This is a genomic window from Microcoleus sp. MOSTC5 (assembly GCF_036701825.1).
GTDB lineage: Bacteria > Cyanobacteriota > Cyanobacteriia > Cyanobacteriales > Microcoleaceae > Microcoleus > Microcoleus asticus.
The window spans coordinates 5,318-26,700 of record NZ_JAUBRK010000086.1 but is presented as its reverse complement, the minus strand read 5'-3'; the positions used below and the strand labels follow the sequence as shown (position 1 = coordinate 26,700).

Here is a 21,383-nt window from a genome sequence, read left to right as displayed (position 1 = left end):
TCATTATTATTCCATAATATTTCTATCCCAAGAGGTATTGACAAAATCTACTCCTTTCTAACTTGTTACCAATGGCAGGAACATGATCGAATTTACAAAAAACGCCAAAAAATTCCAAAATTGTGTTACCGCAAGTCGGGTACTGGGTTGCATACCAATCTGAGAGCCAAAATTGCCAAATATCAAGCCCATCGTCACCACCCCAATCACCCCTGAACCGCCCAATTCCTCCACAATTATATAAGTACCGTAGGCGGAAACTAAGGTTAACGATTGCTCAACCAAAGGTAAATCAAATGGTTGAGTTAGATAAGAAACTCCAAAACCGATTAAAGTGCCGACAACAACCCCAATTCCCACAAAAGCTAAGAAACGCGCAATCAGATTTGGGATGCCAACGTCATCAGTCCCTAGAGAGAATCCCACCAAAAAACTAAAGGCAACAATAGCAATGCCATCATTAAATAAACTCTCACCCTCCACCAGTAACGCTAAGCGTTTTTCAACTCCCAATTCCCGGAACAATGCAATTACTGAAACAGGATCGGTAGCAGATATACTAGCTCCTACCAACAGGGCGATCGCTAAAGAAACTCCCGCTATTTGGTTGAGAGCAAAAGCCACGCCAGCAACAGAAATCACAACACCCAAAACCGCATAAAGAGCGATCGGCACTAAATCCCGCTTGAGTTTAGGCCATTCCAGATTCCAAGCAGCTTCAAACAAAAGAGGCGGCAAAAAAATCAACAAAATCAGTTTCGGTGAAAGCGTCACCAGCCGCACATCTATAAAAGCCAAACCCAACCCGACAATTACTAACAGCAGCGTGTAGGGAATTTTGCTCAGCCACCCAAAGATTTGCGGCAACGTCGCCACAGTTAAAGAAACCGCTAGCACTAAGAGAAATTGCTTCAGATTCCCCTCGATCGTCACTTGGTTAATTAGAGCTTCTGGGGCCATAAAATTAGGGCTAAAATAGTTAAAATTTCGGTTTTGATCCGGACTTATTCTGGGTTGAGCGCCGCACTTCTTCAACTTGACTGACTTGAAAAATCAGGGTAAATGGTTGACCCATTTCTTTTTCGACAAATGCTTCTAAAAGCTGCACCTGTTTGGGTGTCAAAGGTTCGCTGCTGCGAACACTCAGACGAACTTCCGGCGGTTTCGCCAACCAGTTAGTATCGCTTTTAATCATTTCCACTCGTTGAAAAGTGATAGTTCGGTTAAGCAACGCCCGCTTCAGACTGGCTTCTAGTTGCGCCTGCTCGATCAATTCCGCAAAACTCACCCCCAGAGGAATCACAAGTATAGTCGTCAATCCTAGCGCCCACAAGAGGGCTTTACCGGCGCGATGCAGGGGCGTGTAGCCGGCCATTAAAGAGGTTAGCATACAGGAAAGAGTAATCCCCAGCAAATTAGTAAGATACAGGAGGCTTGCTCCCAAACTGAGCGACCAATTAGCTTGAGATAAGCCTAAACCTATAACACAAATTGGCGGCATGAGAGCCACGGCGATCGCAGTTCCCGCCAGAGTAGCAGAAACTTTGGGCTGAACTTTCGCATAGCCGCTGATTCCTCCAGCGGCGATCGCAATTCCTAAGTCTAGTAATGTAGGTTTAGAACGAGCTAGAACTTCGCTCCCAAAGTCGGGAAGTTGTACCAAAGCGCCCAAAAAACAAGCTAGAAAAATTGCTAGCAGCGTCCCGACTGCTAATGCAATTAAACCTTTGCGGAAGAGGAGAACGTTACCTTCTACCGCTCCAAATGCTAACCCTCGAATTGGCAACATCAGAGGCGCAATTATCATTGCACCGATAATTACGGCCGCACTGTTGGCAAGCAGTCCAAAAGTGGCAATTATACAGGAGCCGAGAATTAAGACAAGATAGTCAATATCTAGGGTTGATTCTTCCAACAAGTCAACTCGTATTTGCTTTAAATGCTCTGGAGCAATCCTGCTCCTGGTGAAATATTTAAGACGGTCTCGAATATTGTTGAGCAAAATAATCTCCTTAAGTCAGAGGCTTGTATCCGTCAAACGATTTTAGATTTTAGATTTTAGATTTTAGATTTTAAATTTACTCCACTGATTTGAGATTTGAGATTGACTCCACTGATGAATCTGGGAGCTTGAACAAAAGTCTAAAATTTGGGGCTGCTCACCAGAGGAGTCGGGGGCTTGTATCCGTATGCAGGTGCGAGAAAAAGAATGAAAATCCCAGCCAGCAAGTGTTCGAGGATGTCCCGGAACCCGAAAGCAATTGCCGCGCCACTAATACCCAGCAGTTGCATCAAATCCCCTGCTTTGAATGACTGGATGGGGATGAATGACCCGATCGGCAATAATTGATTTATAATCAAGATATCTACTCCACCCGAATAATACCGAATCATGCTCGCAGAAGCAAACGCGACACTTTGGCCTAGTCTAATTACTGTTTCAGCATTAATTCTCTACTTCGTTGTTACCATCAACGTCGGCAGAGCTAGATTCAAACACAAAGTTTCTCCCCCGCAGATGACAGGAAGCCCAGACTTTGAGCGAGTGTTGCGAGTTCAGCAAAATACCTTAGAGCAAATGATTCTATTTTTGCCCTCGCTGTGGCTGTTCTCGCAATTTATCAGCCCAATTTGGGGTGCTGCTATCGGCGCAGTTTGGATAATTGGACGTATTTTGTTTGCTTGGGGTTACTATCAAGCTGCCGAAAAAAGAGCGGCAGGATTTGGCATTAGTACCTTAGCTACTTTAGCTTTGCTTGGTGGTTCCCTAACTGGCATAATTATGTCGCTGCTGAAGGTTTGAGCATAGCTTCCGATCGACATAATTGTTTTTCTACTCGTTTCCAGGCTCTACCTGGTAACGCAGATCCGGAGGCTCAGCCTCCAATTTTCCTGCTGAAAAAGCGAGGCAGAGCCTCTCGACAGCGGTTCCCAGGCAGAGCCCGGGAACCAGTTAAATGTAATAAATGTTAGGAGTGAATATGTCAGAAACCAACAAACCCGTATTTGAAATTACCCCGAAACTTTTTCAGCAGCTTGTCGAGTGGCAAGAAAAACTTGAACGAGAAGATGAATTAGCAAGCGAGTCAGAAAACGAGAAACCAACTGAGGTAAAAACTCCTCCAGACAGTGATGAACAGCATTCTCAAACAAATAATTTCTAGCTGGTGGCTAGCAGCATCTTTTGGATTTCCGGCTGCTGTCTCGGCTCAATCGCTGACACCTAGCCAAATTCAGCAAGTCAATAGTGGTTTGTTTCGTTCTAACTCTCAAGATTTCTTTCAGCAAGGCAATCGGCAACTGGAAAGGGAAATCGCAATTTTGTTGCAAAAAACTGTCACTTCTGAAAGTCAGATTCTGGAGATTGATGAAAAATTGCGCTCTCAAATTTGCCGCGAAGAATTAAAAATATCTTCGCGCAACTTTGATAGAGTAAGTGCTAGTCAGGTTGCCAGTTTTAATGCACAACTGAAAGAGATTTGCAGGCACAATTAAAATAAAAATGAGGTAAAAATTAAAAGTTTCGTGTTAATGGATAAAGAAGCAATGACCAAATTGAAACTAGCAATGCTGGAAGCGGAAACGGTGGCTCAATTGGCGGCGATTATTATTGATTATACTCATGAGGAAATGATGCTAGTTTTTGGTGAGCTAGAATGGGAACAGCAGGCTCGAATTAAGGATATTTGGAAGACAGTTTGAAGGCTTACACATCTATAAAGTCGCCGATCCCGGGGCAGGACACGGCAATGCCGTGTCCCTAAAGATATCGCGTGCGATATATATCTAGCTCTACTCTTTAGCAAGCGATTCGAGACACAATTGACGGAAATGATCGCCCCGCTGCTCGAAGTTTTGGTATTGATCGAAGCTAGCACAAGCTGGCGAAAGCAGCACTACTTTAGCATGATTTTGTCTGCCTAATTCTGCGGCTCTCGGGATTGCTCGTTCCATTGTTTCGACTATTTCCCAAGCGTTGTAATTTGCTTGTTTGAGCCGATCGCCAAAAAGACTCGCTGCATCTCCAATTAACAGCACCGCAGCAGCTTTCGCCTTGATTGTATCAATCCAAGCGCGATCGTCCCCTTCTTTGGGGTCGCCGCCCGCAATTAAAATCGCCGGTGCGCTAACAGAAGCCAACCCGACTTGGGCCGCGTCGTAATTAGTAGCTTTGCTGTCGTTGATGAAATCTATGCCTTCCCAAGTGCAGATGTGTTCGAGGCGGTGCGAAACTCCGGGGAATTTAGCGATCGCCCGGGCGATCGCACTTTTATCTATCCCCGCCAAATTAGCCGCCGCCACCGCCATTAACAAATTCTGTAAATTGTGTTCTCCCACCATCCGCAAAGAATCAGCAGGCAGAATTTTCTCGCTTTGAGCTATTACCCAACCGTTTTCGATGTAGGCTCCAAAAGTGCGATCGCCCAACAGTTCTTTTTCACCTTTCACACTCGTCCAACACGCATCCGGCCAAATGTCAATTCCTTGCTGGCGCAAATAAGGATCGTCGCCGTTGATTACTTGCAATTCAGACTTTTTCAGCAAATGCGCTTTAATGTTGTAGTAATTTTCTAAAGTTTTATGGCGACTGAGGTGATCCGGCGTCAAAGTCGTCAAAACTCCGATTCGCGGCGCTACAAACGGCGAGGATTCTATCTGATAGCTGCTAATTTCTGCGATTACCCAATCCGGCTGTTTTTCGGCTAAAGCTAATTCACACGCAGCATAGCCAATATTGCCGCAAGCGGGAGCATAAAGCCCGGCTTCTTCAAAAATAGCAGCAATTAAAGCAGTAGTAGTAGTTTTGCCGTTAGTGCCAGTAATTCCCACCCAAGGAGATTTGAGGTAACGCCACGCGAGAGCCATTTCTCCGATTGTTTCAATGCCTAACTCTCTGGCGCGCGCTAATGCTGGACTGTCCCACGGAACGCCCGGACTTACTACTATTAATTCTATAGATTCGACTGGTTCAAAAGATTGACCTAGCTCAACATGAATTCCTTCGTTAGCGAATTCCTGTTGCTGTTCGAGCAAGCTTGGGGAAGATGAGCGATCGCTCAGCGTTACTTCCCATCCTTCGCGTTTTAGCAGTCTGGCGGCGGCAATTCCTGATTTTCCTAGTCCAATGATATGAGCGATCGGCATAAGTTTTGTGTGTGATGGAGCGAACTTCCCTGGTTTTATAAGTTTATATCTTAACCTTCCATAGGTTTTTGGCTATTGGCCATTTTGCTTATTTTTTAAGAGAGCGATCGAACTCTGCTGAGACGCGGGCGGTTCGGCAATAATTCTAATAGATTTACTTTTTTTATTGGTAAACTTTAAGGTTATTTCGATAGAGATTTTAACAAGTACATTCCTCAAGTTGGTTTGCCTGCACGCCCTCCGTTTGCCCCATACCCGCCAGGGGTTGAAAACCCCTGTCTAACAGCTAAAGTCAGTTAAAACTGAGATATTGCACTATTGTCAGCAACAGGCAAGATGCCTGTTCCACAAAAGATAAATTTTCTCGCTTCACAGGCATCTTGCCTGTTCACAAAAGGCTATTTGAGAATGGTGCAACATAGGAGTTAAAACTGACTGAAAAGTATGGTATGTCAGGGTTTCAGTCCTCTTAAGAGGACTTTCGCTTTGAGACGGGGGTTTCAACCCCCGGCGGACTGAAGCGGAGGTTTTCAATCCCCGGCGGACTCAAATGTTGTCAATTCTAACTTTTGACGATCGCCCCAAAGTCAGCCAACACCCGCGCGTGATTCCGCAGCAAACCCAGTAAATTCAACCGATTTTGCTTAATTTCGGGGTCGGAGTCCATCACCAAAACGCTTTCTGGCCCGTCGAAAAAGTTGCTGACAGTCGGAGCAATCTCAGTCAAGCTATCTACTAATTGCTGGTAATCGCGAGTTTGTTTGGATAGGAGCGTTTGCGGCACTAACTGCACTACTGCATCGTAAAAAGCTTGTTCAGACGACTTTTGAAATAACTCCGGTTTCACCGCCGTTTTCGGTTCCAATTCTACTTTATCCAACTCACCTTGAGCCGCCAAACGAGTTGAACGGTTGACTGTTTCGTAAATCAGATCCAAAGTCTGGTTATTGCGGATTTGTTGTAGGAAAAGCGCTCTTTCCAGTGCGTCCAACAAATCTCTCAATGCTCGTTCAGTATATTCTGGGTCGTTTTCTCCCAAAACTGCATTTACCAAATCGTAATCTACATTCTTTTCTTCTTGCAACAAAGTCCGAATTCTTTGTAAGAAAAACTCGTATAACTGATCGAGCAACTCCGGCGGTGTTTCTGGGCGCGTTGCGGTAAATTCGGCAACAACTTCTGCGAGCAACTTGTGCAAGTTGACTGGCAACTCAGCAGCCCAAATAATGTTAGTTATTGCATTGGCTGCGCGGCGCAAAGCGAAGGGATCGGATGAACCAGTCGGCAACATTCCCAAACCGAAGATGCTGACTAATGTATCTAATTTGTCTGCTATTCCGACAACTTGACCTGTCATAGTTTGCGGTAAATTGTCGCCCGCACCTTTGGGCAAATAATGTTCAAAAATCGCTGTGGCTACTGCTTCCGGTTCGCCACTTGCTAAGGCGTATTTCTGCCCCATGATTCCTTGCATTTCGGGAAGTTCGTAAACCATTTGGGTTACGAGGTCGGCTTTGCAAAGCAATGCTGCTCTTGCGATGTAAGCTTGTTCTTCGGCTGGGATTTGCAGTTGATTTGTGATGAGGCTGGCAATCTTGCACAGCCGATCGACTTTTGCGCGTACAGTCCCCAAATCTTCCTGGAAAGTAACTTTTTCCAACTTGGGCAAATAATCCTCTAGAGGCTTTACCAAGTCTGCTTTGTAGAAAAACTGACCGTCTGCCAATCTCGCCCGCACTACTCGCTCGTTACCGGCGGCAATAATCGCCGCTTTAGCCGGGTCGCCGTTGGAAATTGTAATAAAATAGGGCAGAAGTTCGGGAAAATCCGGGCTTTTGAGGATGGGAAAATACCGCTGGTTTGTAACAATAATTGTGGTGATTACTTCCGGCGGCAATATCAAAAATTCCTCGTCAAATTTGCCGACAACTGCGTTCGGCCATTCTACTAAGTCGGTGACTTCTTCTAACAAATCTTCGGTAATGTCGGCGTAACCGCCTTGTTTTGTTGCTGCGGCTTCTACTTGTGCTTTAATTTGAGTTTTGCGCTGGGTTCGATCGACCTCCACGCAAGCAGCCCGCAGACACTCGACATAATCCTCGGCTTGCGGAATCGAGACCCCCCCCGTCCCCCCCTTGCCAAGGGGGGGTGTAGGGGGGGTGTATAACACCCGGTGCCCTTGGGAAATTCGATCGCTATTGACCGTATCCGAACCGCTCACTAATGTAATTGGCAGTACAGTATCATCCAACAGTGCCACCATCGATCGAATCGGGCGCGGAAACTTCAAATCTCCGTCGGCCCACCGCATAAATCTTTTGCCTTCTAACTTATTAATCCACTGCGGCACAAGTTCTGCCAAAATATCCGCACTCATCCGCCCCGGAATCTTTTTGAGCACAAAAACAAAATCGCCTTTATCGGTAGCGCGAACTTCCAAAGCATCAATTTCTACGCCCTGCTTTTTCGCAAAACCTTCCGCTGCTTTCGTCGGTTTGCCATCTTTAAAAGCGGAACTCGCCGGCGGCCCTTTTACCTCTTCTTCTCTATCTAATTGCTGAACTGGCAGTCCTTTCACCAGAACGGCCAAACGCCTCGGAGTAGCGTATACATTAATTGAGTCATTTGTCAAGGATTCTTCTGCCAGACTTGCAGGTACAAGCCGCTGCCACTGCTCGGCGCTGCCTTTGACAAAAGATGCGGGCAATTCTTCCGTACCGAGTTCTAATAAAAAGTTAGCCATATAACAGTTTTAGGTGTTTGTGTCAATAGGCAATTAATCTGCCCGTTCAATCATTACAAAAGTTACCGATCGCCAGTTAAAAAAAACCTGCAATTGCGATCGCGACAACCCAAATACAGAATTATTTTAGCGATGCGCAAGTCCTATTAGATCCAAAAAAGAATCAAATGATCAGCATACCACGTAAAATCGGGGGTGAAAGACAAATAGCTCAACAGCTCATGACCTTGGCGGAAAGACTGGCACAAGATTGGAAGTCGCGACTTGAACAAGATTGCCCGGATGAGAGTTCTAGCACTCGCGAGAGCGTTGTCCGCTGGCTGTTGGGAGACAGGCCAGAAAGATTTGACACTCTTGCTCCGGCTCAGCTAACCGTCGCCTCCGGCGCGATCGACTTTTTATATCGAATTTTGCTTTCTCGGTATCTGGGAGTACCGCCAGAAAAAGCTTACCGCAACTTGATCGGGCGGCTCGGCGGTTTAGTGGTGCTCCGGCAAAAAATCCAAGCGTGGGTTTCCCTGAGTCGCGACAGACAGCGGAGTGCGGTGGAGGTACTGCAAGAAGTGATTCAGGAAATGCTCAATTCCGATCGCTACCTGCAGCAGCAAGTCGCCTGGATTGCCGAATGCACCTCAGACAGACGCCTGCGAAATGCTTTGCTGCTGGCGAGCACAGAAGAATACTGCTTGCGGCCGATCCGCAACCAGCCGCTGCTAGTGTACCGTTTTGTCAACTACCTGCGGCGTTCCCAGCGGGGCGGGTTGACGCAAGTGCCTGCCGGAGACTGGGTGCGGCTGGTGTCGGAACAGGTTCTACCCGACGATACAGACGAACCGCTCAGCCTGCTAGACGAACAGGCAATGTCCGAGTATCGAGAAAATCAAGCTTGGGAAGAGCAGCAAACTCAGCGGCAGATTGTCCAACAAGAATTTGAGAATTACTTGGCGGCTGAAGTCGATCCGCTGGCTTCCCGGTGGCTGCGACTTTACCTGCAAGGTCGTTCCCAAGATGCAATTGCCGAGGAGTTGAAGGTTCCTATCAAGCAAATTTACCGCTTGCGAGAAAAAGTCAGTTACCACGCGATTCGGGTTTTTGCGGTCAAACAAGCACCGGAATTAGTCGCCAACTGGCTGGAAACTTCGCTCCAAGAACACAGTTTGGGCTTGACTCCCGCTCAGTGGCAGCACTATTTACAAAACCTCACGCCGGTGCAGCGGCAGTTGGTAGAATCGCTGAAAGCAGGCAAAAGTGTAGAGACGATCGCATCTGAATTAAAGCTGAAAACCAATCAAGTCATCGGCGAGTGGAGCAAACTCTATTTAGCAGCTCAATCGCTCCGCAACGAGTAGATCGATCATGGGTGGCAGGCAATTGCTCGCGGTTAATTGGCGGTAGCATTTTTCAGAATTCGCGCTACAAATCAATTCCCGAACAGCCACAAAGTGCTGCGAGTTTCCCCGTGGAAAACCGCACGATGCCCCTTGTATCAAATCAGGTTAGATCGATCGGGATATCGTAGCGCTGGCGTGACGATCGCGATCGGAGACGATCGCAGTCAACTCTCTGGGCTAAGATACTAGCAGCACGATCGACTTTTTAGGGTTTTTTAACCAATCCTAAATTCAGCGGTTGCCCGTAAATCTCGGTTCGGGTGCATCTATAATACTTGCGCGTTAAAGACATAATTCTGTCGTTGCCAGCCACGGGAAGCAATCTCCCGCGATCGATGATAGTTGGTCTAGACTGCGCCAGTCATCATCGAGTTCTCCATCTTTTGGTAGAATTTGAGGCTGCAATAGAGAAGGGAGAAAATTCGGGGACTAAGGATTTTTATTTCATAAAAGCTTCCGGTTGTTAGACCAATTCCTCCGTCAGGGAAGTTGCAGCGTTTAAATTTATCGCATCAGGTTGGTGCGTCGCGCTCGATCGCGCTTCCAACTACATAGCAGCTAATGGTACATACATCTTCAACAGACTCGGCAGCTACAATGGACTCCGATCGAATCTTTCACCTAATCGACACAGTTGTCCCCTTTGAAGCTTGCCTTTACTATCAAGTTTTGCCTTTATCTCTAGAAGGTAATCTGTTTAAATTGGGCGTAGTCGATGCCCAAGATGATTCCGCCTTGGACTACGTGCAGCGGATTTTAGCTTACATGAATTGCTCAGTCACAACAGAGCCAATTGCCTCGGAAACTCAGCGCTCGATGCTCTCAGCTTACTTGCTCCACGGGAGCCAGCTCAGAGAACCCAGCCAGACAGAAACCCCCGCAGCCCCAACACCCAAAAATCCCGCACCAGCAACTTCAGGCCCCAAAGCAGAAACGCTGCTGTCTGTGCCAGAACCCTCGATGCCCGCTCCTGAACGGTTTAAACCTGCTGGCGCTGAGGTTCGCCCGACACCGACACAGCTATCGGTTTTGAATGTCGAGGCATTGCACTTGTCAAGCCAAGTGGAAGTTTTGGCAACTTTGCCCGCGCCCCAACTGCTGCAAGAATTGCTCGGTAGAGTGCTGCGAGAGGGTATCGGCCGCTTGTTTTTTGAGCGGCACCAGTCCCAAGGTCGCATTCTTTGGAGTCAAGACGGCGTTTTAAAATCGATGCTCGAAGGTATCGATATCGTCCTGTTCCAAGAGGTCATCGACGAGTTGAAGCGGCTGACAGATATGCCTGTTTGCCCGGTGGAACACCCCAAACAAGTCGAAGTTGAGCGCATATATCAAAACACTCATTTGCTGTTGCGCTTGCGGGTAATGACGGTGGGCGGCAAGGAAGAAGCAACCCTGCAAGTTTTGCGGGGGGCAGCTTTGAGGTTTTACCAGCAGCAGCAGTTGTCTACTTTGAGTCGGGATGCGCTGCGGCTGGCCGAAGAATTGCAGCGGAAAGTGAATCAAATTCGCGATCGAACTCGCCTTTCTCCTGTGCCTTTAGAGGGGTTGCCCGCTTTGGAACAGGTGGTTAGAAATGTTGACGACCAAATTGAAGCTTTGCTGCACGAACACAATCCCGAGCAGCCCTAATCAGTCATAGATCGCTGTTTTGAATTTTCTTTAACTCACATCAAGTCCGGTCAATCGATTTTAGATTTTAGATTTTAGATTTTAGATTGAAGCATTGACCCCACGGATAAATTCGGGGGGAAAGTTTCATCGGAAACAGGTTTTTTATTTCTCCACGGATGAATCCGGGGGCTTGTATCCTGGATGCTTTCGGTCAAATAATAATAATTACGTTTGTAGTGAGGACTAAAGCCCTAGCGAGTTTTATGAGAACTCAAGTCTTCACTACAAACCAATTTGATGGCAGTTCTGCGAGGTGACAGAATATTATACCAGTTCCCAAAAAGAGTGCAACTGTATTCCCGTGCTCTAAACCCTGGTAGTCATCAGTCATTCCCAATCTAAAATCTAAAATCTAAAATCTAAAATGGTATTAGCCGTGCTCGAAAACATTGTTGTACTGCAATAAATCCAAACTCACAAAAACTGGCAAACACTGAAAACATTGCTGTGCAATTTCCCAGCGTTCTTCTCGCTGCAACATAGCAGTCAACTTTTGTTTAGCGCTCAGCAAATAGCGGACATCGTTAGCAGCGTAGCTGAGTTGGTCGTCTGAAAGATGCTCGGAATTTCCCCAGTCAGAACTTTGAGAAGTTTTGTTGAGTTCTACTTTTTCCAATTCTTGGATTAAATCTTTAAGTCCGTGTTTGTGGGTGTAAGTTCTCGCAAGTTTGCTCGCTATTTTTGTGCAGAAAACAGGTGCAATGTCAATACTTAAATTGTAACGCATTGTTGCCAGATCGAAGCGCGCAAAGTGAAATACCTTCTCAATATTTTCAACTTCCATTAGCTTTTTTAAATTCGGCGCCGCAGTCTGGCCTTTGGCAATCCGCACCGCAGCAACTTTACCTTGCGGATCGCACAACTGAACCAAACACAAGCGATCGCGCCACGGTAGCAAACCCATTGTTTCCGTATCAACGGCGATCGCCGGAGCAGTCAAATAATAAGATAAGAGAGAATCGGGAATATCACGATCGCACACTTGAAAATCTGGAAATTCCATTATTGGTAACTGTTAACTGTTGACTGTTGACTGTTGACTGCCTTCTTCCCTCTTCCTTCTTCCCTCTTCCTTCATCCTTCAGCTTACCTGCTGCGAACAAAAAGCTGAGTAAAATAATACTCGCCTTTGGCATTTTTTGCAACCCCAATACCGGTCACATTAAACTGACCTTCCATATTCTTGCGGTGGCCCTCACTTTTAATCCAACCCTCAACAGCATTGCGTACCGGGTCGCTGAAGCCGAAATTGTAAGCAACGTTTTCAGCTACGCTTTGATAAGGAATAGTAATTGCCTTCGCCCGGCCTTCAAATCCATCGTGGCTGAAACGTACTTTACCGTTAGCCATATTTTGGCTGTGAATTCTTGCTATCTGAGTCATTCGCGGATCGATACTCAGCGGCGGCAACTTTTTAGATGCTCGGTATTGATTTATCTGTTGGTTAACCGCTTTTTCTAAGTCAGTAATAGCACTCGAAGCAACATTAGTATTCATGGGAGTTTGTGGCAGCGATCGCACCGGAATAAACGTGTCACACTTAGGCAGGATTGTCAACAATCCCAAGCACATCAACATCAAACCTTTGGACATGAAATCAAACGAGAAATAAAGTTAATTGTTACCGATTCCTACAGAGCGATCGCCCCACATTCCGTCAAACTAGATATTTAGAACTTTCGCCACAGTGTTCACGTCTTTGTCGCCGCGTCCCGAACAGTTAAGCACAATGCGCGGATTGCCTGTTAGCTGCGGGCAGAGAGTCTCTAAATAGGCGATCGCGTGAGCAGTTTCCAAAGCCGGAATAATCCCCTCCAACTGCGAAAGCCGCTGAAATGCTTCCAGCGCTCCTGCATCAGTTACGCTATAATATTCAGCTCTGCCCGCATCCTTCAAATAACTGTGTTCCGGCCCCACGCCCGGATAATCCAAACCCGCACTAATCGAATGCGGCTCAATCACTTGGCCTTCATTATCTTGCAGCAAATAACTCATCGCCCCGTGCAGAACTCCCACACTTCCTTTAGTCAAAGTAGCAGCGTGTTTCTCCGTCTCCACACCTTCGCCCGCCGCTTCAATACCGATCAATCTGACAGTTTCTTCCCCGACAAACTCGTGAAAAAGACCCATTGCATTAGAACCGCCGCCGACGCAAGCTAATAAAATATCCGGCAAACCAGCCCACTTTTCCTGACACTGAGCGCGGGTTTCTTGACCGATTATCGCATGGAAATCGCGCACCATCATCGGGTAAGGATGCGGGCCCGCTACCGAACCGAGAATGTAATGAGTTGTCTCCACATTTGTCACCCAATCGCGAATCGCTTCGGAAGTCGCATCTTTCAGCGTTCCCGTACCCGCCGCCACCGGCCGCACTTCGGCTCCCATCAAGCGCATTCTAAACACATTTAAAGCCTGTCTTTCCATGTCGTGAACGCCCATGTAGACAACGCATTCTATACCAAAACGAGCGCAAACTGTGGCGGTAGCAACGCCGTGTTGACCGGCACCAGTTTCAGCAATTACCCGCTTTTTGCCCATGCGTTTTGCGAGCAATGCTTGAGCTAAAGCGTTGTTGATTTTGTGAGCACCCGTGTGGTTTAAATCTTCGCGTTTGAGATAAATTTGCGGGCCAGTTCCGTCTGCTTTAGCGTAGTGCTCGGTGAGGCGTTCCGCAAAATACAAAGGGCTGGGGCGGCCGACATAATCTTTCAGCAATTGTTGGAGTTGCTGTTGAAATTCTGGTTCGCTGCTGTATTTGTGGAAAGCGGCTTCTAGTTCAAATAAAGCCGGCATCAGGGTTTCGGGGACGTATTTGCCGCCGAATTTGCCGAATCTGCCGAGGGAGTCGGGGCGTTGGGCGCTGGTTTCGGTGGTGAGATGCAGGGGTGTGACTGTCACGAACTTTGTGGGGATAATGGGACAGATTTCATTATATCGAGTCGATGGGGCTGTGGGCGATCGGGTGCGATCGCGACGGCTGCAAGAAATCGCTGGGATGACGGAAGTTCGTTTTAGCATTCGATATATTGTCCTGTAAAGGTTTCAGCGATTTTTTTTGTGGCTGAGAGGCTATTTGTACAGACATTTTTGGGAGCGATCGCAAATTGCCTCTGGACACGTTGCGCTGTATGGGATGTATTATGGAAGCCTCCCCACTCGTTGGGGAAACTAATTGAATGAAAACATTGCTCTATCTTTAGCTTCTTTAGGACTTTCTTTCGTTATCTCCTCACTCGCTGGGGAAACTAATTGAATGGAAACATGAAAAACTTAGAAACCCAACTCCTTGAAGAAGTCGGGTTTTTTACACTTGCATCCGATCGCACTTACGAGATTAGGATTTATGCAAGGGTGGTCAGAATCTGGGTTTTTACGAAAATATTTCGTTGCAGCCCGCAGATAAGGTAAAAAACCCGATTTCTTTGGTCGCACTGCGTCCACTATTGTAGATAAAATTAAATTTCCCGCTCAAATCAAATCCCTTAAGATCGGAATTATCCATCCCTCTCATCTCTTCCTCAGCGCCCTCTGCGGTTAAATCCTCCAAAAACACCCTTAAACGATATAATTCAATCAAAACCGGGAAATGTGCGATCGTCCTTAAGCCCGCCAGGGAATGAATTCCCTGTCTCATAGCTAAAGTCAGTTTTAACTGACTGCTAATATCAAGTACAATCTCTGCAAAACCAACTGTAAATCTCATAGATTATCTTCCCTGAAAACTCATCTAAATCAACCATTCTCAAACACATCCTACAGTTTTAGACCGAGGACTTTCGCTATGAGGCGGGGGTTTCAACCTCTGCCGGACGGCCGAACTCATCGGCTACCCAGCCTAACTCCAAACACCCAACTACTATGAGTACATCAAAACCCAAAAACTCCAATTCCAATAACCAATCAGGAAAACGAATTGTTTACTCCGAATTTGGCAATGTTGACAACTCCGCCGCCCTAGAACGAGGAATACAAGAAGTCCCTCCAAATCAACAAAACCTAAAAATCGAAGCATCCCGAAAAGGACGCGGTGGCAAAACAGTTACAATCATCAGCGGCTTTCAGGGAAAACCCGAAACTTTAGCAACTCTAGCCAAACAGCTAAAAGCCCAATGCGGTACTGGTGGCACTGTCAAGGAAAATGAAATCGAAATTCAAGGCGAACACAAGCAAAAACTGCTAGAAATCATCACAAAGTTAGGCTATAAAGCTAAAATTAGTGGAGGGTAAATTAGTCAATAGTCATCAGTGTATGGGCGGGGCTGGTTTATGATATACTTAGTTTTAAACATAGATGGTTGGTAAAACCCGCCCCTACATCGCGCCAATTATACGATCGCGAATCAACCAGAAATGATATTACCAATTACCGCCAATTTTTAATGTACACTCGACCTTTAGCTCGTTTAATCGAACAATTGCAGCGCTTGCCCGGAGTCGGCCCAAAAACAGCCCAGCGTTTAGCTTTACATATTTTGAAGCGACCGGAAGAAGAAGTGCAAGCCCTAGCTAAATCTTTGATTGATGCCAAACAGCAAGTAGGTTTCTGTCAAGTATGCTTTCACTTATCTGCTGACCCTGTTTGCGAAATTTGCCGCAATACCAACCGCGACAGTCATACCATTTGTGTAGTGTCAGAATCCCGCGACGTAATCGCTTTAGAAAAAACGCGGGAATATACGGGCAAATATCACGTTGTTGGCGGCGTTATCTCGCCGATGGATGGAATTGGCCCGGAACAATTGAACATTCAACCATTAGTCCGGCGCGTCAGCCAGCAAAAGATTAAGGAAGTAATTATTGCGATTAGTCCCAGCGTGGAAGGCGAAACTACTACTCTTTATATCGGTCACTTATTGAAACCTTTTACCCTAGTGACGCGCATAGCTTTTGGTTTGCCGATGGGGGGAGATTTGGAATATGCCGATGAAGTTACATTGGCTCGCGCTTTGGAAGGAAGGAGGGAGTTAGATTAGTTCTTCAATATTATTCGGCGGCTGAAACCGATCCTACGCAAACGAAGTCTGCCTGCGCGAACTAACAGCGGACTAACAACAGATAATAAGGCTACACTAAACTAAGTTACCGATAGTGAAAAATCATGGCTAAATTCGATCGACCTTTCACCTACCCCACAACTCGCAAAATCGACCAAACAGACGACTACCACGGCATCAAAGTACCTGACCCCTACAGGTGGCTGGAAAATCCCGACTCTGAGGAAACCCAAGCTTGGGTAGAAGCCCAAAACGCGGTTACTTTTGCCTACCTCAACGAAATTCCGGCGCGGGAAAAAATCAAACAGCGCCTGACTCAACTTTGGGATTACGAGAAATACGGCATACCTTTCAAAGAAGGCGATCGCTATTTCTACTACAAGAATGACGGCCTGCAAAATCAATCCGTACTCTACACTTTGACATCCCTCGACGGCGAACCCAAAGTATTAATTGACCCCAACACTCTCTCAGAAGACGGAACGGTTGCTTTGGGTGGGGTAGCTATCAGCGAAGACGGCAAATACATGGCCTACGGTTTGTCACATTCCGGTTCCGACTGGCAGGAATGGAAAGTCCGCGATGTGGCAACTGGCGAAGATTTATCAGACCATTTAAAGTGGATTAAATTTTCAGGAGCATCCTGGACTCACGACGGTAAAGGCTTTTTTTACAGCCGCTACGACGAACCCAACGAAAAAACCAAACTAGAAGACGTTAACTATTACCAAAAACTGTTTTACCACCAAATTGGCACGCCGCAATGTGAAGACATATTAATCTACGAGCGACTAGACCAGAAAGAGTGGGGATTTAGCGGCGGCGTCACCGAAGATGGCCGTTACTTAATTATATCTGTTTGGCAGGGAACGGAAACGAAAAACTTGATTTTCTACAAGGATTTAACGGCACCGGAATCAACCGTTGTAGAACTAATTAGCGAATTCGAGGCTGAGTACAGTTTCATCGACAATGACGGTTCTCTTTTCTGGTTTCAAACAGACTTGAATGCACCGCTGGGCCGCATAATTGCGATCGACACTAACAACCCACCTCCTTCATCCCTCGCTGGTAATGAAACCGCCCCTGAATCCCCCTGTAAAGGAGGGATTCAGGGGGGATTCACAGAAATTATCCCCGAAGCAGCAGAAACTCTCGAAGGCATTGGTCTCCTGAACAATCAATTTGTCGCTTCCTACTTGAAAGACGCCTACACCCAGATTAAAATCTTCAACTTAGACGGGTCTTTCGTGCGAGAAGTGGCCTTGCCAGGAATCGGTTCGGCGGGAGGATTTGGCGGCAAGCGGCACGACACCGAAACTTTTTATGCTTACACCAGTTTCACTGCACCTAACATCATCTACCACTACAATATGGTGACCGATGAAAGTACGATTTATCGGCAACCAAAAGTCGATTTTAATCCCGAGGATTACGAAACAAAACAAGTATTTTACCCTAGCAAAGACGGTACGCAAGTACCCATGTTTATCACCCACAAGAAAGGCTTGCAGTTGGATGGCAACAACCCCACCTACCTTTACGGCTACGGTGGTTTTGGCATCTCGCTAACTCCGAGTTTTTCTGTTAGCAATGTTGTGTGGTTGGAGATGGGCGGGGTTTATGCGATCGCCTGTTTGCGGGGAGGCGGCGAGTACGGCGAATCATGGCACCAAGCAGGCACAAAGTTGAACAAGCAAAACGTGTTTGACGACTTTATCAGCGCCGCTGAATGGTTGATCGAAAACAAGTACACCAAACCGGCTAAATTGGCGATCGCAGGTGGCAGCAACGGCGGTTTATTAGTGGGAGCTTGCATGACTCAGCGGCCGGAATTGTTCGGTGCAGCACTGCCGGCAGTCGGCGTTATGGATATGTTGCGCTTCCACAAATTTACCATTGGTTGGGCTTGGACTTCTGAATACGGTTCGCCGGAAAATCCCGAAGAATTTTCCACAATTCGCGGCTATTCTCCCCTGCACAACCTCAAACCGGGAACGGCTTATCCGGCAACAATGATTACAACTGCCGATCACGACGATCGAGTAGTTCCGGCTCACAGTTTCAAGTTTGCTTCGGCTTTGCAAGAAACCCATGCGGGAGAAAAACCGGTGTTAATTCGCATTGAAACCAAAGCGGGACACGGTGCAGGCAAACCCACGGCGAAAATCATTGAAGAATTGGCAGATGAATGGGCTTTTTTAGTGCGGGAACTCGATATTAACTAACGTTTAAAAAGTGCGGAATTGGGGGTGGCGCAGTCGGAGAAAGTGCGATCGCGCCACCCTCTATTTTTCTGCCTCTCCCGTAGGGTACGCACGCAGCACAAACCACCTCACCCTAGTATTTGAAATAATTTTTTGACCTAATCTCGCGTTCAATTCTCAAATCCTGCGATCGCTTCACTACCTTTGGCTGCGGACACCGGAAAATTAAAATCATAGATTAATGCAACTTGTCAACTCCTAGATCGTGTTAACTTGCCTGACGGATGTTAATTTTTGTATGTTTTAGTGGTGTTTCTGAGATTTTTTTGATAGGGCTTCAAGATAAGTAAATTTGGTGGCGATGTCAAAGACCAACAGTCGTAAATCGAATCGAAAATTAAAAATTTTCCAATTTTCGGAAACCACCTTTTTAAGTTGACTTACGGTGAAGATTCAACAAAAAATCCTACTTACAACCGTACTGAGAAGCCTCGCGTTACCAGAATCACTGCCTTTTTTCAGCAATGCGTAAGTAATTGGCGATCGAAATCTCCATCTTCTGGCATGGCCTCTTCTCCAATAAAAAGAACTGACTGGCGCAGTCAAAGCCAGAAAACGCTTGCGTAGGAGTTGGGGTGATTTGTCCTTTTAGCGACCCGCGATCGCCCGCAGCAGTCCTCGTCCAATTCTTTCCTAAAATCTCAAAAAAATACGTAAGTATTAAATTATTTATATAAAAACAATTCATGGAAAATTTATATTTTGGTGTTTATAGAATTTTCTCAAGGTGGGTAGGCTAAAACAAATAACTAAATCAGGGAATAATGAAAATGATCTCCCATCTGCCGAATTTTTCTGCCGTAAAAATACCTAAATCTACGAATATTGCCACTAAAAAAAACTTTTTTTTAAAAAAAGCAAGCTCTACAGCAGAGCGTGAAGCAAAAAAATCTCTAGTGATTGTTGACTCCAGAGTAGAAAACTACGAGCAATTGATCGGTGGTATTAAAGCAGGAACGGAAGTATTTGTACTCAATCCAACCAGGGGGGCGATCGAGCAAATCACGGAAATTTTGGGTCAGCGCAGCATCAATAGCCTGCACATAGTTTCTCACGGCCGAGAAGCAGCAGTAGAAATCGGCTCAACAGAACTTAATATTGATAATCTAGAAACCTACAGCAACCAATTGCAGCAGTGGGGAAAAGCCCTTAACGAATCCGGCAGCATTCTACTTTACGGCTGTAACATAGCAGCCGGCGAATCCGGCCTTAAATTCATACAAAAACTCAGCGAATTAACCGGGGCAAATATTGCCGCTTCCAATAATTTAACAGGGAGTGCAGCATTAGGTGGCGACTGGGAATTAGAAATTGCTACAGGACAAATAAATACCGAAATAGCCTTTGAAAAAAAAGTCATAGAAGGCTACACATCAGTCCTGGCTACCTTAGCTGCTGAAGAATTTAAAAATTCAACAGTAATCGGGCCTTGGATATATGGAGTTGGCAACCCCACTACAGCTAACCCAGGCTTAACCGCAGGTAGTACACCCAACCCCAGCGGCGTTATTCCCGCTTTAGGGACTGGCGATGCACTCGGAACAGGTACTTTGAGATTAACCTCAAACGCCTTTGGACAATCAGCTTTTGCAATCTACAACAACCCCATCTCTGCCACTGAGGGTCTGAGAGTTACCTTTGATTTCTTTGCCTATAACAGAGGTGATGTCCCCGATGTGAATGGTGCCACCGATGGTGCGGATGGCATTAGTTTTTTCCTGATTGACGGAACAGCTACGCCAACAAAAGCGGGAGGCTTTGGCGGATCTCTCGGTTATGCTCAGAATACTAATTCAAATTCACCGGGTATTGTAGGAGGTTATTTAGGTGTCGGATTAGACGAGTTTGGCAATTATTCTAGCACTATTGCTGGAAAACAGGGTGGCCCGGCAAAGCTCCCAGATGCAGTAGGACTTAGAGGCAGGGAAAGCACAATACCAACCGAAAATTATAAATTTTTAGGTTCTAGTCTTTTAACTAACAGTTTGACTGGCGTTTCCATTGGCATAGATAATAAAGGTACAAGCATTCGCGCTGAAGCTAAAAGAACCGTCCAAATTACCTTATTCCCGACTACATCAGCAACACCTAACCGTCTTACAGTTGCCTTAGACTTGGACGGCAACGGCACATTTGATGCGGGCGAAACACTGCTCGACATACCAAATTTGGCAACCGTAAACGGAGCAGTGCCACCTACTTTTAAATTTGGCTTTGCTGCTTCGACAGGGGGAAACACAAACATTCACGAAGTTAACAATGTCATCATCCAAAGTATAGATCCGCCTGCACTCGTAGCCGACGTTTCTATTGTTAAAAAAGGCCCGCTGTTCGCCATACCCAACAGCCCTATTACCTATACGATTACCTCCACAAATAACGGGCCCAACACCGCCGAAAGCGTCCTGATTCAAGATCCCCTCCCAGAGGGCTTAAGTTTCGTCAGCGCCTCCGACGGCGGTACTTTCAACCCCACAACGAGGACGGTCATCTGGCCGGCGATTCCGACTCTGGCTAACGGTGCTAGCGAAATCCGCACCATCACCGCCACAGTTCCCGCCACAGTTCCCGCAACCTTAACTAACACTGCCTATAGCACCTCCAGCACTTACGACGACAAACCTGAGAACAACAATAGTTCCCAACCCATTTCTCAAGTCTCAACTACAATTGTTGCTGCTAGTGCCGACCTCGTTACCACCAAAAGCGGGACTGCGGCAGCAGCACCAGGTGAAAGAGTTACTTACACAATTTCGACAGTCAACAACGGGCCAAGCACAGCCGAAAACGTCACCATTACCGACAGCATCATTCCCGGCTTAACAGGAGTAATCCCCTCCAACGGCGGTGTCTACGATCCCGCTACAGGTATTGTCACCTTCGGGCCAGCTACCAGCTTAGCCAGCGGTGTCACCGTCAACAACACAGTCAGCTTCATCGCACCTGCATCCGGCAGCGTCAGCAACACCGCCAGAAGTACCTCACCTACGGCTGACCCGACTCCGGGCAACAACGAAGCTACATTCACCACACCTCTGACACCTAGTGCCGATGTCGTTACCACCAAAACCGGGACTGCTGCTGCTGCACCGGGTGAAAGAGTTACTTACACAATTTCGACAGTCAACAACGGGCCAAGCACAGCCGAAAACGTCACCATTACCGACAG

18 protein-coding genes and 1 pseudogene are annotated in these 21,383 nt (G+C 46.6%); 10 read left to right on the top strand and 9 right to left on the bottom strand.

From position 1 onward, the window contains the following. Positions 1-75: 75 nt before the first annotated feature. The 3 genes and pseudogenes from QUA54_RS30690 to QUA54_RS30680 form a co-directional block, all read right to left on the bottom strand. A pseudogene (locus tag QUA54_RS30690) lies at positions 76-960 on the bottom strand (cation:proton antiporter); the annotation flags it as partial. A gap of 19 nt (positions 961-979) precedes the next feature. Then, the gene (locus QUA54_RS30685) at positions 980-2,002 is read right to left on the bottom strand and encodes a DUF389 domain-containing protein (RefSeq protein WP_333418400.1); all 1,023 of its coding nucleotides are present in this window, start codon (positions 2,000-2,002) and stop codon (positions 980-982) included. Between the two features lie 140 nt (positions 2,003-2,142). Next, complete coding sequence (locus QUA54_RS30680) at positions 2,143-2,361, bottom strand: hypothetical protein (RefSeq protein ID WP_333418398.1); 219 nt, start codon at positions 2,359-2,361, stop codon at positions 2,143-2,145. Positions 2,362-2,392: 31 nt separating this feature from the next. On the opposite strand from QUA54_RS30680, the gene QUA54_RS30675 reads away from it, so the two are divergent. From QUA54_RS30675 to QUA54_RS30660, 4 genes are all read left to right on the top strand, one after another. Further along, complete coding sequence (locus QUA54_RS30675) at positions 2,393-2,803, top strand: MAPEG family protein (RefSeq protein ID WP_333418396.1); 411 nt, start codon at positions 2,393-2,395, stop codon at positions 2,801-2,803. 178 nt (positions 2,804-2,981) lie between these two features. Then, a complete protein-coding gene (locus QUA54_RS30670) occupies positions 2,982-3,164 on the top strand; it encodes a hypothetical protein (RefSeq protein ID WP_333418394.1) in 183 nt (60 codons plus the stop codon). After that, positions 3,133-3,495, top strand: a complete 363-nt coding sequence (locus QUA54_RS30665; RefSeq protein WP_333418392.1) for a hypothetical protein — start codon at positions 3,133-3,135, stop codon at positions 3,493-3,495. The genes QUA54_RS30670 and QUA54_RS30665 overlap by 32 nt, the downstream gene beginning before the upstream one ends. Positions 3,496-3,546: 51 nt before the next feature. Further along, positions 3,547-3,702 carry a hypothetical protein gene (locus QUA54_RS30660; RefSeq protein WP_172187672.1) on the top strand — a complete coding sequence of 52 codons (156 nt, stop codon included), beginning with the start codon at positions 3,547-3,549 and terminating at the stop codon, positions 3,700-3,702. A 90-nt stretch (positions 3,703-3,792) separates the two neighbouring features. On the opposite strand, the gene murD is transcribed toward QUA54_RS30660, so the two are convergent. Beyond that, positions 3,793-5,145: a UDP-N-acetylmuramoyl-L-alanine--D-glutamate ligase gene (gene murD / locus QUA54_RS30655; RefSeq protein ID WP_333418390.1), complete on the bottom strand. Its 1,353-nt coding sequence runs from the start codon at positions 5,143-5,145 to the stop codon at positions 3,793-3,795. 562 nt (positions 5,146-5,707) lie between these two features. Beyond that, positions 5,708-7,888 (bottom strand): glycine--tRNA ligase subunit beta, encoded by a 2,181-nt coding sequence (gene glyS, locus QUA54_RS30650; protein ID WP_333418388.1) that lies wholly within the window; start codon positions 7,886-7,888, stop codon positions 5,708-5,710. A gap of 167 nt (positions 7,889-8,055) precedes the next feature. Here glyS and QUA54_RS30645 point away from each other — a divergent pair, with 167 nt between their 5' ends. Next, entirely contained in the window at positions 8,056-9,237 is a 1,182-nt protein-coding gene (locus tag QUA54_RS30645; RefSeq protein ID WP_333418387.1) for a HetZ-related protein 2, read from the top strand. Between the two features lie 603 nt (positions 9,238-9,840). After that, positions 9,841-10,908 (top strand): hypothetical protein, encoded by a 1,068-nt coding sequence (locus tag QUA54_RS30640; RefSeq protein WP_333418385.1) that lies wholly within the window; start codon positions 9,841-9,843, stop codon positions 10,906-10,908. A 412-nt stretch (positions 10,909-11,320) separates the two neighbouring features. On the opposite strand, the gene QUA54_RS30635 is transcribed toward QUA54_RS30640, so the two are convergent. From QUA54_RS30635 to QUA54_RS30620, 4 genes are all read right to left on the bottom strand, one after another. Beyond that, positions 11,321-11,953 (bottom strand): ribonuclease D, encoded by a 633-nt coding sequence (locus tag QUA54_RS30635; RefSeq protein WP_333418384.1) that lies wholly within the window; start codon positions 11,951-11,953, stop codon positions 11,321-11,323. A gap of 83 nt (positions 11,954-12,036) precedes the next feature. Then, complete coding sequence (locus QUA54_RS30630; RefSeq protein WP_333418382.1) at positions 12,037-12,543, bottom strand: CAP domain-containing protein; 507 nt, start codon at positions 12,541-12,543, stop codon at positions 12,037-12,039. Positions 12,544-12,612: 69 nt separating this feature from the next. Further along, positions 12,613-13,851, bottom strand: coding sequence for a tryptophan synthase subunit beta (gene trpB / locus QUA54_RS30625; RefSeq protein WP_333418404.1), 1,239 nt, complete (start codon positions 13,849-13,851; stop codon positions 12,613-12,615). A gap of 472 nt (positions 13,852-14,323) precedes the next feature. After that, the gene (locus QUA54_RS30620) at positions 14,324-14,656 is read right to left on the bottom strand and encodes a hypothetical protein (RefSeq protein ID WP_333418380.1); all 333 of its coding nucleotides are present in this window, start codon (positions 14,654-14,656) and stop codon (positions 14,324-14,326) included. 155 nt (positions 14,657-14,811) lie between these two features. Between QUA54_RS30620 and QUA54_RS30615 the strand changes: the two genes are divergently transcribed. The 4 genes from QUA54_RS30615 to QUA54_RS30600 form a co-directional block, all read left to right on the top strand. Further along, on the top strand, positions 14,812-15,180 hold the full coding sequence (locus tag QUA54_RS30615; protein WP_333418378.1) for a translation initiation factor: 369 nt from the start codon (positions 14,812-14,814) through the stop codon (positions 15,178-15,180). 152 nt (positions 15,181-15,332) lie between these two features. Continuing rightward, the gene (gene recR / locus QUA54_RS30610; protein WP_333418402.1) at positions 15,333-15,926 is read left to right on the top strand and encodes a recombination mediator RecR; all 594 of its coding nucleotides are present in this window, start codon (positions 15,333-15,335) and stop codon (positions 15,924-15,926) included. 125 nt (positions 15,927-16,051) lie between these two features. Then, positions 16,052-18,175 (top strand): prolyl oligopeptidase family serine peptidase, encoded by a 2,124-nt coding sequence (locus tag QUA54_RS30605; RefSeq protein WP_333418376.1) that lies wholly within the window; start codon positions 16,052-16,054, stop codon positions 18,173-18,175. Between the two features lie 935 nt (positions 18,176-19,110). Beyond that, the coding region (locus tag QUA54_RS30600; RefSeq protein ID WP_333418374.1) for a DUF4347 domain-containing protein at positions 19,111-21,383 on the top strand (2,273 nt) is incomplete at its 3' end.

Bases quoted from the DNA above. Each gene is read 5' to 3' on its own strand.
- recR (WP_333418402.1), top strand. From the start codon at position 15,333: ATGTACACTCGACCTTTAGCTCGTTTAATCGAACAATTGCAGCGCTTG.
- QUA54_RS30675 (WP_333418396.1), top strand. From the start codon at position 2,393: ATGCTCGCAGAAGCAAACGCGACACTTTGGCCTAGTCTAATTACTGTT.
- QUA54_RS30665 (WP_333418392.1), top strand. From the start codon at position 3,133: ATGAACAGCATTCTCAAACAAATAATTTCTAGCTGGTGGCTAGCAGCA.
- QUA54_RS30605 (WP_333418376.1), top strand. From the start codon at position 16,052: ATGGCTAAATTCGATCGACCTTTCACCTACCCCACAACTCGCAAAATC.
- QUA54_RS30645 (WP_333418387.1), top strand. From the start codon at position 8,056: ATGATCAGCATACCACGTAAAATCGGGGGTGAAAGACAAATAGCTCAA.
- QUA54_RS30615 (WP_333418378.1), top strand. From the start codon at position 14,812: ATGAGTACATCAAAACCCAAAAACTCCAATTCCAATAACCAATCAGGA.
- QUA54_RS30635 (WP_333418384.1), bottom strand. From the start codon at position 11,953: ATGGAATTTCCAGATTTTCAAGTGTGCGATCGTGATATTCCCGATTCT.
- QUA54_RS30640 (WP_333418385.1), top strand. From the start codon at position 9,841: ATGGTACATACATCTTCAACAGACTCGGCAGCTACAATGGACTCCGAT.
- murD (WP_333418390.1), bottom strand. From the start codon at position 5,145: ATGCCGATCGCTCATATCATTGGACTAGGAAAATCAGGAATTGCCGCC.
- QUA54_RS30660 (WP_172187672.1), top strand. From the start codon at position 3,547: ATGACCAAATTGAAACTAGCAATGCTGGAAGCGGAAACGGTGGCTCAA.
- QUA54_RS30630 (WP_333418382.1), bottom strand. From the start codon at position 12,543: ATGTCCAAAGGTTTGATGTTGATGTGCTTGGGATTGTTGACAATCCTG.
- QUA54_RS30670 (WP_333418394.1), top strand. From the start codon at position 2,982: ATGTCAGAAACCAACAAACCCGTATTTGAAATTACCCCGAAACTTTTT.
- QUA54_RS30620 (WP_333418380.1), bottom strand. From the start codon at position 14,656: ATGAGATTTACAGTTGGTTTTGCAGAGATTGTACTTGATATTAGCAGT.
- glyS (WP_333418388.1), bottom strand. From the start codon at position 7,888: ATGGCTAACTTTTTATTAGAACTCGGTACGGAAGAATTGCCCGCATCT.